This window comes from Acidovorax sp. Leaf78 (genome assembly GCF_001422735.1).
GTDB lineage: Bacteria > Pseudomonadota > Gammaproteobacteria > Burkholderiales > Burkholderiaceae_C > Acidovorax.
Genome location: NZ_LMLZ01000012.1, coordinates 544,453 through 555,952, shown reverse-complemented (window position 1 = coordinate 555,952; position 11,500 = coordinate 544,453). Strand labels below are relative to the sequence as shown.

The 11,500-nt window shown below is 66.4% G+C and carries 7 protein-coding genes and 1 pseudogene; 3 read left to right on the top strand and 5 right to left on the bottom strand.

Annotated features, from left to right (window positions below):
* Window positions 1–43: 43 nt before the first annotated feature.
* Window positions 44–1,138: an IS5 family transposase gene (locus ASF16_RS10955; protein ID WP_082516853.1), complete on the bottom strand. Its 1,095-nt coding sequence runs from the start codon at window positions 1,136–1,138 to the stop codon at window positions 44–46.
* A gap of 305 nt (window positions 1,139–1,443) precedes the next feature.
* On the opposite strand from ASF16_RS10955, the pseudogene ASF16_RS10950 reads away from it, so the two are divergent.
* The 3 genes and pseudogenes from ASF16_RS10950 to ASF16_RS25440 form a co-directional block, all read left to right on the top strand.
* Window positions 1,444–2,610, top strand: a pseudogene (locus tag ASF16_RS10950) (pyridoxal phosphate-dependent aminotransferase); the annotation flags it as partial.
* 84 nt (window positions 2,611–2,694) lie between these two features.
* Complete coding sequence (locus tag ASF16_RS10945) at window positions 2,695–3,411, top strand: hypothetical protein (protein ID WP_156372024.1); 717 nt, start codon at window positions 2,695–2,697, stop codon at window positions 3,409–3,411.
* Window positions 3,412–3,473: 62 nt separating this feature from the next.
* Complete coding sequence (locus ASF16_RS25440) at window positions 3,474–4,064, top strand: MalM family protein (protein WP_082516852.1); 591 nt, start codon at window positions 3,474–3,476, stop codon at window positions 4,062–4,064.
* Between the two features lie 77 nt (window positions 4,065–4,141).
* Here the strand turns inward: ASF16_RS25440 and ASF16_RS10940 are convergent, their stop codons facing one another.
* The 4 genes from ASF16_RS10940 to ASF16_RS10925 form a co-directional block, all read right to left on the bottom strand.
* Window positions 4,142–7,999, bottom strand: a complete 3,858-nt coding sequence (locus ASF16_RS10940; protein WP_056166403.1) for an EAL domain-containing protein — start codon at window positions 7,997–7,999, stop codon at window positions 4,142–4,144.
* A 157-nt stretch (window positions 8,000–8,156) separates the two neighbouring features.
* The gene (locus tag ASF16_RS10935; protein WP_056166400.1) at window positions 8,157–9,083 is read right to left on the bottom strand and encodes a DMT family transporter; all 927 of its coding nucleotides are present in this window, start codon (window positions 9,081–9,083) and stop codon (window positions 8,157–8,159) included.
* Window positions 9,080–9,679 carry a methylated-DNA--[protein]-cysteine S-methyltransferase gene (locus tag ASF16_RS10930; protein WP_082516851.1) on the bottom strand — a complete coding sequence of 200 codons (600 nt, stop codon included), beginning with the start codon at window positions 9,677–9,679 and terminating at the stop codon, window positions 9,080–9,082. Before ASF16_RS10930 ends, ASF16_RS10935 begins: the two co-directional genes overlap by 4 nt.
* 64 nt (window positions 9,680–9,743) lie before the next feature.
* Entirely contained in the window at window positions 9,744–11,369 is a 1,626-nt protein-coding gene (locus tag ASF16_RS10925; protein ID WP_235507332.1) for a DNA-3-methyladenine glycosylase 2 family protein, read from the bottom strand.
* Window positions 11,370–11,500: the final 131 nt, after the last annotated feature.

Here is an 11,500-nt window from a genome sequence, read left to right as displayed (position 1 = left end):
GCCCTTTCTTTRGTGACTTTCTTTCGGAGGGTGTAGAAGAAATCTACTTCAGCCGGCTCAACAGCATCCTGGACTGCGCGAGCCATACCCATGCCTGCGCATAAAACGGCTTGCGATCATGGTGCATCACAAGCCTTCGGTTGCGCTCCAGCCATGCGTGGGTGCGCTCCACCACCCAGCGCTTCTTAGGCATGACTACCGGTTTCTCTTCGCTCCACAACGATTGCTGCGCGTCATCCCAACGGTGCCGTGCGCTGTGGCGCACGATCTGAACCCGCACACTGTGCGCCTTTTCGATCTCTTGAGCACATTGCCCAGCGTACGCGCTGTCGGCCCACAAAACCTTCAACGAGCCGCCCGTGCGTGCGCATGCCTGTGCCACTGCCTGCCCAGCCGCTGCCCGGTCCTGTACAGCGGCACTGGTAACCACCACGGCCAGCAGCAAGCCCAGCGTATCCACCACCAAGTGGCGCTTACGCCCTCGGACCTTCTTGCCAGCATCAAAGCCCAGCGTTCCGCCTTGAGGGCTGCCACGGTTGGACTGGGAGTCGATCACGCCTTCGCTCGGTTGTGCGGCACGCTCCACACGTAGGCGCCACTGCTGGCGCAGGCGCTCGTGCAGCGCTTCAAACTTGCCCTGCCGAGCCCAGCGTACAAATGCCTTCTGCACCGATTGCCAAGGCGGATAGATCTGGGTGGGCAGGTTGCGCCAGGAAGAGCCTGTACGCAGCACATAGCAACACGCTTCGACAACGCTACGCCGGCTGTAGGTTGCGGGCCTTCCGCGCAAGCCTGGCTCTGGCTCGAACAGGTCCTGGGCCAGCGCCCATTCGGCGTCGGTGAGCGCACCCGCCATGCCCGAGGAACTGCCGGGGCGATGTTGGGCGGTGTAGCCGTAACGCGTGCCCAACTGTTGGGGCTGGGCGCGAGCGAGCTGTTGCTTGGGTCGTGTCCGTTGCAAACCAGCAGCCTTCAAAGCAGCGCGCATGGTCACAGTGCTGGGGGCATTGCGGCCCATGCGCTCACCCCACGCCAGAGCCAGTTCGGGAAGGGTCGCCTGCGAGTTATCGCGCACCACTTCTCGCAGGGCTGCGTACTCCCCAGGAGATATCACTGGGGGCCGGCCAGTCTTTGCCATCGTATTGCTCCTGTGGAATCGGCACGATGGGATCATAATTTATTTCTTCTACACCCTCTTAAAGAAAGTTACTCGCACGCCGGGCGACTCCCGGCCTCCGCCCTCAACAAGGGCATGCGGCCAATCAGCGAGCCTGCGAGCAGCGCCCAGGTTTCGACAGGCTCAACCCAAACGGCCGTGGGTCCAAGTACGCAGGTTTCGACAAGCTCAACCTAAACGGTTGGGATCGGCAGGCGCCAAGGCGCCATTCCCATCGCACCTGAAGCTATGCTCAACCATCCTCCTCCCCCAGCCCGCCCAAGGACCCCTCCATGCGCCCAGCCGTACAAAACCTAGAAGCCTCCAAAATCCGCGAAGTCGCCAACGCCGGCATGGGCCGCGCCGATGTCCTGGCCTTCTGGTTCGGCGAGAGCGACGAAGTCACCCCTGAACCCATCCGCCAAGCTGCTATCGAATCCCTGCAACGCGGCGAAACCTTCTACTCCCACAACCTCGGCCTGCCCGACCTGCGCCAGGCCATAGCCAGCTATGCCAGCACATTGCACGGCCCCATCACTGCAGACCGTATCGCAGTGACCTCCGGCGGAGTCAGCGCGCTGATGATCGCCATGCAGGCGCTACTCGATGCGGGCGACGAGGTGGTGGCCGTCACACCCGTGTGGCCCAACCTCACCGCTCAGCCCGCCGTGCTGGGTGCGCGTGTGCATTGCGTGCCACTGCGGGCCGAAAGCGGTGCGTGGACGCTGGATCTGCAGACGCTGCTCGACGCCATCACACCCGCCACTCGGCTGCTCATCGTCAACGCGCCCAACAACCCCACGGGCTGGACGCTCACTCGGGCGGAGCAGCAGGACATCCTGGACCACTGCCGCCGCACCGGCACCTGGATCCTGGCCGACGAGGTGTACGAGCGCCTGTACTACGAGCCCACGCCCAACGGCTGCGCGCCGAGCTTTCTGGACGTTTCTGACGCCGAAGATCGGCTGATCGTGGTGCAGAGCTTTTCCAAAAGCTTCCTCATGACCGGCTGGCGTCTTGGCTGGCTGGTGCTGCCGCCCACGCTGGTGGATGCCGTGGGCAAGCTGATCGAGTTCAACACCTCCTGCTCCAGCGTGTTCACCCAGCGCGCGGGCCTGGCGGCACTGGAGCACGCGGGCGAGATCACGCCGCCCCTGGTGGCTCACATGCGCCGCTGCCGCGACACGCTGCTGCCCCGGCTGGCTGCACTGCCGCAGGTAGAGGTGGCAAGCCCGCTGGGCGGGATGTATGCCTTCTTCCGCCTGCACGGCTTCGATGATTCGCTGGCAGTGGCGCAGCGGTTGGTCAGCGAGGCCGGGCTGGGCCTGGCGCCCGGCAACGCGTTCGCCCCGGAAGCCCAGGGTTGGCTGCGCTGGTGTTTTGCGTCCAAGGAACCGGCGCGACTGGAGGCCGGTGTGCAGCGCTTGCAGGGTTGGCTTCAGTCCCAAACGTGACTTGTTAAGGCACCTAAATCGACATTTTGTGCTTGCAATTTGCAATACAATAATTATTTGGTTTCAAATAAGAGAGGGGTTCGCGTGTTCAGAAAAATCAGCGTAGCAGGTTTGGTTTTGGTAGCCACGTTATTAACAGGTTGTATTCAGGCGCCAAAAAAGACGGCTTTCAATCAGGCAATGGCCACTAATTTGAAGACGGTCCTCATTGTTCGCGATCCTGATCAAGACCGGTATGAAGCAGTCATGATTGGCCACCCGGGTGCGGGCTTCGGCCTGATAGGCGCACTGGTCGCCACGGCGGACATGCATGCGAAAGGTTCACGATTGACTGAAGCGATCGACGTCAACAAGACAACCCTCAGAGATCGTTTCGAAAAGGTTCTGGCCGAAAAACTGCAAGCACAGGGCTACACCACTGCACGTTTGGTCTTGCCGAAAGACGTAAAAGAAGAGGATATGCTGGCCACGGCACGGAAAATGGGCGTTCAAGCAGATGCTGTTTTATGTTTTCGCTTGAATGGAGGATATGTGGCTGCGGGACCCACTTCTGATTATTTTCCATCTGTAGGTGTAAAGGTTGTCCTCTCCGATCAACTCGATAAAGAGCTTTATGCCGATACCTTCAGCTATGGGTACACTGCGCCCCAATCCAAGGCGATTCATTTCACTTCGGACGAACAGTATCGGTTCTCCAACATAGATACTTTGATCAGCGATCCCCAAAAAACGCGGCAAGGTCTTATCGCAGGGCTTGATGTGCTGGCAACGCAAATCTCCCTGGATCTGAAGCGGCCGTGATACACCAGAAAAGTCGCCTTGTAACCGCTGGCATTGCGTTGTCTCTGGCGGGCTGCCAGACCATGCAGACCGGCGAAAAGATTGTGAGCGATGGCGTTGCTGCCTTGGACAAAACGCCGTTGTGTTGTTCCGATCTGAGTGAAGCCAAGCGAATTCCGCTTCCGCTATTGCCCACGGATATTGCTGTGGATGCAAAATCTCAGGCCCGCAAGTTTGATGGCACAAAAGCATTCTTCGTGCTTTTGGAACTTCCAGTTTATGAAAAGCCCTATGCCCTCACACTGACCAGCAGTGCAAAAGGTGTGGTCAACGACAACGCACTTTTTATTCCCCGAGTGACGGTGTATGACGCTGAGTACACAGCGACTAGAACCTTTGATGAAAAAAGCTTGCGTAATCGAGGTAATGACTTAGAGCGAACCATCTTCATCAATCCGCAGAACAACAGCGAACGATACATCGCCATTTACGGATCGGATCTTTCTGCCTCCATCGTGCGGCCATACTCCGAAGTGACCTACAACACCGTGGTTGTCGGGACGATCATGTTCAATGTCGTTGGCGGTCGTGATGGAAAATCAACGCTACGCTCTTCGCCCACCGGAAGCCTGCACATAGAGGTTTCGGGGCTCGACAAGCCCCAGAAAAAATGAGCGACAGAATCCAGCCAGCCCCAGCCGCTTAACAACAAGCGATGAGGTGGCTGGGTTATCCACTTACCCGTGCCACGTCAGGGTTGAACGAGACGATGCCGCTGCCACCCTGGAGGCGGCTGCCACTCCGACGCCCAGCTCAGAAAATCGCCCAGCGGCATTGGCCGCGCAATACAGTACCCCTGCGCCTGTGTGCAGCCCAGCTGCAGCAGCATCTGTCCCTGCTCGACGGTTTCCACGCCTTCGGCGATCACGCGATAGCCGAAGGAGCGGGCGAGGCCGATCACGCCTTGCACGATGGCCAGGTCGCCGGGGTCGCCCATCATGCCGTGCACGAAGCTCTGGTCGATCTTGAGCGTGTCCATGGGCAGGCGGCGCAGGTAGGTGAGGGACGAGTAGCCGGTGCCGAAGTCGTCGAGCGACACTGCCATCCCCAGGGCGCGCACTGCGTGCAGGGTGTGCGCCACGGCGGCCAGGTCGTACAGCGCGGCGCTTTCGGTGATTTCGATCTCGACCAGGCGGCCGGGCACGCTGGGGTGACGCTCCAGGCATTCGGCCATCCATTCCGCAAACCGCGGGTGCTGCAGGTGCTGTGCGGCGATGTTCACGCTGATGGGCAGGCCTGGCGGGTTCTTGCGGGCCTGCATCTGTTCGAGCACCTGGAAGGCGGCTTCGATGACCCATTCCCCAAAGCCGATCTCAAGCTCGGTGCCTTCCAGCATGGGCAGGAACTCGCCGGGCGAGACCACGCCGCGTTGGGGGTGCTGCCACCGGGTGAGCGCTTCGGCACCCACCACGGTGCCGCTTTTCATGTCGACCTTGGGCTGCAGGTACAGCGTGAACTGGGCGTCCGCCAGCGCGCCTTGCAGGTGGCGCCCCTGTTCGCGCAGCAGCTGCAGCGCGCGCTCCTGGGCGGCGTCGAACTGGTGGAAGCGGTTGCGCCCGGCCTGCTTGGCCGCGTACATGGCCTGGTCGGCGTGGCGCAGCAAGGTGTCGGCGTCGGCGTCGTCCTGCGGGAACAGGGTGTAGCCGATGCTGGCGGTGACCACCACGCGCTCGGTGTCCAGCGTGTAGGGGGCCGAGATGCTGTCCATCACCTGGCGCAGCATGCGTTCGCAGTGCTGCACGGACTCCAGCTGGGGCATCAGGATCACGAACTCATCGCCGCCCAGCCGGGCCACCGTGTCCAGCGGGCGCAGTGCGCGCGTCAGCCGGCCGGACACCACCACCAGCAGGCGGTCGCCCGCGCCGTGACCCAGGCGGTCGTTCACGGGCTTGAATCCGTCCAGGTCGAGGTAGGCCACGCCCAGCTGGGTGCCGCCGCGGCGTGCCTGGACCATGGCGTCCTGCAGCTTGCGCGCCAGCAGCACGCGGTTGGGCAGGCCGGTGAGCGCATCGAACAGCGCCAGCCGCTGCAGCAACACCTCTTGCTCGCGCTGCGGGGTGACGTCGATGGCCACGCCCAGCATGCGGTCGGGGCGGCCGGTGGCATCCACGCCGACGATCTTGCCCAGGCTGCGCACCCAGCGCACGGCGTCGCCCGCTTGGTTCACGCGCCAGGTGGCGTCGAACGGTGTGCCGGGGTGGGCGATGTGGCGCGCCATCTCGGCGGTGATGCGGTCGATGTCGTCGGGGGCGATGCCGCTCGTCCACTGGATGGTGGCTGGCGTCGCTTCGTGGGATTCGAGCGGGGGCAGCCCGCGCATGGAGCGCCAGCGGTCGTCGCCGCTCACGGTGCCGGTCGGCAGGTTCCAGTCCCACAGGCCCAGCGATGCGGCCGAGATGGTGAGCGACAGCAGCTCCTCGCGCTCGCGCACCTGCTCTTCGCTCTTCTTGCGGTCGGTGATGTCGTGCACCGAAAACAGCCAGCAGGGCTCGCCGTCGAACTCGGTCGCGCGCATGGACTGCAGCACGGTGCGGGGCGTGCCGCCGCGCACTTTCAGCGTGATTTCGTGGCTGCTCAGGTGCCCGGTGCCACCCTCGGCCTCCAGCAGGCGCGCGCGGTCGGCTTCGGTGAAGATGCCCAGCTCGATGGCGGTGCGGCCGATGGCTTCTGCGCGCGGTATGCCCAGCATGTCGACCCACGCGGGGTTGATGTCCACATACCGCCCGTCGCTTCGGTGCGACAGGCCCATGGGGTAGGGCATGAGGTGAAAAATGCGCGAGAAACGCTCTTCGGACTGCCGCAGGCGCTGGTCGGACCGCTTGGCCTCGTCGATGTCCTGCATCACGCCGCGCACGCGGGCGACGCGGCCGTTCTCGACCACCGGCTCGCCGCGCGCGCGCACCCAAACCAAGCGGCCGTCGGTGTGCAGCACTTCCATCTCCATGCTCCACTCGGTGCGCTCAAGGATGCTCTGGCGGATGCGCTCGCGCAGCGGCTCGCGGTAGTCGGGTGCCACCAGGCGGTCGATGTAGTCGTGCGGCAGCGGCGAGCCCGGGGGCAGTCCGTGGATGTCAAAGCACACGTCCGACCAGTAGACGAGGCCTTGGCCGCGTTCGTCCTCCCAGGCGCCCAGGCGCGCCATGCGGCCCGCCTGCTGCAGCAGGCTGTTGAGGGCCCGCAGCTCGTCGCTGGTGCGATGGGCTTCGGTCATGTCGTGGAAGATGAAAACAAAGCAGTTCTCGCCATCCACAAGCACGGAGCGTGCCGACATGAGGCCCGGGATGCGCGCACCGCGGCCCTGGGCCACCAGCGGCAGGCGGTCCACCCGGCCATCGCGCCGGAAGGTGTCGACCAGCCGGGCGCGCTCTTTGTCAGAGGCCCAGATGTCGAGCTCGGTGGATGTGCGGCCGATCACGTCCTCGCGCGGGCGGCCCAGTACTTCGCAAAACGCCGGGTTCACGTCGATGTAGCGCCCGTCCGAGATGCGCGAGATCCCTGCCGGGTCGGGCAGCGTCTGATAAAAAGTCGTGTACTTGGCCTCGGACGATCGCAGGGCGTCTTCCACCTCGCGGTGGGCGGTGATGTCCACGTCCATGCCGATCAGGGCAGTAGGCTTGCCCTCGGCGTCGCGCCGGGCCACGGTGCCGCGCGACATCAGCCAACGCCAGCGGCCGTCGGTGTCCAGCACGCGAAACTCGGCCTCGTAGGTTTCGTCCAGCCCGTCCATGGCACGGGCCAGCCGGGCGGCATTGCGTTCGGCGTCCAGCGGGTGGCGGCGCTGGTACCAGCGTTCCCACAGCCCCTGGGCATCGGCCTCGTCGCAGCTCACGCCGAAGGCCTCGTAGAACTTGCCGTGGCAGCGGAACTGGCGCTCCACCACGTCCCATTCCCACCGACCTCCGCCCAGGGAGTCCATGGCCAGTTGCAGCTGCTGCTCGCGCTGCACAAGTGCCTCCTGGGTGCTGGTGCGCGCCAGCTCTGCCCGGGCCTTGCCGGCCAGCAGCAGGCGGCCCACGCCCAGCATCAAAAAGCCCGCGCCGTGGTGCCAGGGCAGGGTGGTGGGCCACGGCCCCAAGGTGGCGGGCGCCTGGTTGGCTAGCCACAGGCAGGCCGATACCGTCACCGGCAGCGTCACGGTCATGCCCGCCAGCGATATCCACGCCGCAGAGCGCAGCGGCAGCCGCCGTGACGTCCGCCGCCAAGCCCAGGCCAGCGCCCATGTGGCGCCCAGCACCATCACCGCGGGCGGTGTGGCCGCCGGCGCCATCAGCACAACGGCCAGCAGCGCCGCCAGGGCCGTGATGGCCGCAGGCAGACCGCCAAAGTACATGCCCATGAACGCGACGACGGTGGGGTAGGCGACGATTCCCAGCTCGGGTGCGTTCCAGTGCAGGGCGGTGAACGCCGTTGCCGACACCGCGCCGCCTGCGGCGCCCAGCAGCCAGAGCGATCGGCGCGAGGGGCGCAGGGCCTCTTTGGGCGGCAGCCACTCCAGCACCAGCAGGAGCGTCATCAGCACCGTGCCCGCCATCAGGGTGTTGTTACCCATGGCGGTATGCGGTGGTGTGGCAGATCGGGAGGGAGCAGATGGCTGTGCCGGCTGTCAGGGCCGGTGGCCTGGGGCAGCCTGCGTCGGCGCCGCAGCCTGCGCTGTCAAGCACAGGGGTCGGATCGCAGCAGCCCAAAGAAAAAACCATTCCCCGAGTTTATGGCCGTTCCGGCTGGGCGCGCCCGGGGCGCAGCGTCCTGATAAGCCCCGTTGACAGCAGCGTGCCGCAAACGATCACCAGCGCGCAGCCCACCATCCACGGCGTGATGCGCTCGCCCAGGAAGACGGAGCCGTACAGCACGGCAAACACCGGCGCGATGAAGGTCACCGCCAGCGCCCGGCTGGGGCCTGCACTCGCGATGAGGCGGAAGTACAGGATGTACGCAATGCCGGTGCACAGCACCGCCATGGCCACGATGGCGCCCCAGGCGCGCAGGCCTGGCAGTTGCGCCGGCCACAGCCACAGCGTGGGCAGCGCCAGGCCCAGCGCCGCGCCGAGCTGGCTGCCGGTGGCCGTGGCCAGCGGCGGGATGCCGGTGAGGTGGCGCCGCGCGAAGCTGGCCGACACCCCATAGAAGCACGACGCCAGTAGGCAGGCGGCAATGGCCCATTCAGCGCTGTCGGTCTTGAAGCCCGTGCCCGCCGGCGCGCGCCAGGCCAGCAGCGCAACGCCCACGAAGCCGAGCGCCAGGCCCGCCCATCGCAGCCGGTTGATGCGGTCACCCAGCCAGGCCCAGGCGATCAACGCGCCGAAGAGCGGCACCGTGGCGTTCAGGATGGACGACAGCCCGGTGGCGATGTGCAGCACCGCCCAGGAGAACAGCGCGAACGGGATCGCCGAGTTGATGACGCCCGCGAACATGATGGGCCGCCAGTGCTGGCGGAAGGCGGGCCAGTGGCCCTGGCGCAGCATGATGGGCCACAGGAACACCGTGGCCAGCGCCACGCGCAGCCCGGCGGTGGGCAGCGGGCCGAACTCCGAGGCGCCCAGGCGCATGAAGAGGAAGGATGACCCCCACAGCGCCGCCAGCAGAGTGAATTCGCCGATCCAGGCGGTGACGGGTTGGGTTCCCGGGCTGTTCATGCGTGCTCTTTCAGGGTTTGAATGTCGTGGTCGTCCGGCAGCCAAGGCTGCTGCCGCAGGTGCAGTGGCTGCGGGTGGTCGTGCCGGTGCGGCGCATGTTCCAGCGCCAGCAGGGCCGTTTTGCGGTCCAGCCCTCCAGCGTAACCGGTCAGGCTGCCGTCTGCACCGAGCACGCGGTGGCACGGCACGATCACGCTGACCGGATTGCGCCCCACGGCCGCGCCCACGGCGCGCACCGCCAGCGGCCGGCCCAGTTGCTGGCCGAGGCGCCCGTAGCTGGTGGTGCCACCGCGGCCGATGACCAGCAGCGCGCGCCATACGTCCCGCTGAAACGCCGTGCCGCCCGACAGGTCGAGCGGCAGGTCGAAGCCGTCGCGCTCGCCCCGCAGGTACTGCTGCAGCTGGCCTGCGGCCTCTTGCAGCAGGGTGTGGCCGGCCGCCTCGGCCCAGGCGCGATCGCCGTGCAGCAGGTGGACGGGCTCGTGCCGCTGGCCCTCGAACCAGACGCCGCACAGGCCCGCGGGCGACGCGGCTAGGCGCACCGGCCCGAGCGCTGTGCTGGCACGTGCCTGCACGGTGTGGGGATGAAAGAGCATGGGGTTGATCCGATAAGTTCTGAAGAAAATAGGCCGCTACCGCTTGCCAGGTGAGCGACAGTAGCTATTGTTTTGGTAGCGTTTCGATGGAGGCGCCAGCCACGGGTTGCGGCATCTGCGCGGTGGTGCCTGCCGACCAGGCCCGAAGCACCGCATAGCTGCGCCAGGGGCGCCACGCCTCCGACGCCCCGCTGGCTGCGCGTGCCGGATTCTTTTGGCCCTGCACGTTGAGCGCCTTGTGCAGCGCCACATCACCGGCAGGGAAGGCATCCGGCCAGCGCAGCACGCGCATGGCGATGTACTGCGCCGTCCAGTCGCCGATGCCGGGCAGGGCGCACAGCGCGGCGGTGGTAGCGGCCACGTCGGCGCCCGCCTGCAGCGCCAGGCCCCCGCCGTCCACCGCGCGGGCCAGCGCCACGATGGCGGCCTGCCGCTGGCGCACGATGCCCAGTTGGCCCAGGGTGTCGCCATCGGCCATGGCGAGCGTGGCGGCGGTGGGGAACAGCCGGTTCAGCGCAGGCCAGGGCGTGTCGATGGGCTCGCCCAGCCGCTCCACCAGGCGCTGCCCCAGCGTGCGCGCCGCGGCCACGGTGATCTGCTGGCCCAGCACGGCGCGCACGGCCAGCTCGAAGCCGTCGAACGCGCCGGGCACGCGCAGGCCGTCGCCGTCCGGAAAGTGCGGGTGCAGCACCGCGTTGATGGCGGCCGGGTCGGCATCCAGGTCCAGCATGGCGCGCACGCGGCGGATGACGAGCGGCAACACCGGGTACAGGCTGTCGCTGGTCTGCAGCAGCACGTGGTGGCGGGCTGCGTCGAAGCGTGCGCTGAACCAGCCGGTGGTCTCCTGCGCCATGCCGGTGCAGGCGGCCGGCAGCCGCACGGTGCGCCGCAGCGTGGCCTCGTGGGGCAGCACCCATTCGACGCCATGGAACTGCCGCCGCTCGAAGAACGCCAGCAGAGCCGCCACATCGAACGGCGGGCGCCAGGCCAGGCGCAGTGTGCTGCCTGCGCCGTGTGACCCGGTTGTGCCTCCCTTGCTGGCTGGTGTGCCGCTGCGCCGCAACTGGGTGGGGTTGAGCCCGTAGTGCCCCACAAAGGCCGCATTGAAGCGGCGCACGCTGGCAAAGCCGCTGGCCAGCGCCACCTGGGTCACGGGCATGCAGGTGTCGGTGAGCAACTGCTTGGCGGTCAGCAGGCGGCGGGTCTGCAGGTACTGCAGGGGCGACACGCCCAGGGCGGCTTCGAAAATGCGGCGCAGGTGCCGGTCGCTCACGCCCAGCCGCTCGGCCAGGCGGGCCACCGTGGCGCCGCTGTCGGCTTGGGTGGTGGTTGCGGGCTGGGCGGGCCAGAGGTCCGGCGCATCCAGCAGCCTTACCGCCTGCTGCACCAGGATGCTGCTCGCATCCTGCACCGACCACACCAGGGCCTGGGGCGCCAGCTCGGGCCGGCAGCGCAGGCAGGGGCGAAAGCCCGCATGCTCGGCCTGGGCGGCCAGTGCGAAAAAGCGGCAGTTCTCGCGCCGCGGCGTGCGCACCGCGCACACCGGGCGGCAGTAGATGCCGGTGGAGGTCACGCCGGTAAAAAAATGCCCGTCGAAACGCGCATCCCGCGCCATCACCGCCAGGTAGCGGCCTTCGTCCAGGGCGGGATCGGCGGCGGCAGCAACTGAGGGCGGGGCAGGGGAGGTCATGGGCCCGATCATAGGCAGTGGGCGCGTGCGCACTGGCCGTTTTCGGACATGTGCCTCCCGGGGCGGTTTTGGGGCGTGGGGGTGATTACCCTAGGGCACGGAATGCCCCGCCTACAATGTGTCGGACTCCC

Bases quoted from the DNA above. Each gene is read 5' to 3' on its own strand.
- ASF16_RS10955 (WP_082516853.1), bottom strand. From the start codon at position 1,138: ATGGCAAAGACTGGCCGGCCCCCAGTGATATCTCCTGGGGAGTACGCA.
- ASF16_RS25440 (WP_082516852.1), top strand. From the start codon at position 3,474: ATGCAGACCGGCGAAAAGATTGTGAGCGATGGCGTTGCTGCCTTGGAC.
- ASF16_RS10940 (WP_056166403.1), bottom strand. From the start codon at position 7,999: ATGGGTAACAACACCCTGATGGCGGGCACGGTGCTGATGACGCTCCTG.
- ASF16_RS10935 (WP_056166400.1), bottom strand. From the start codon at position 9,083: ATGAACAGCCCGGGAACCCAACCCGTCACCGCCTGGATCGGCGAATTC.
- ASF16_RS10930 (WP_082516851.1), bottom strand. From the start codon at position 9,679: ATGCTCTTTCATCCCCACACCGTGCAGGCACGTGCCAGCACAGCGCTC.
- ASF16_RS10925 (WP_235507332.1), bottom strand. From the start codon at position 11,369: ATGACCTCCCCTGCCCCGCCCTCAGTTGCTGCCGCCGCCGATCCCGCC.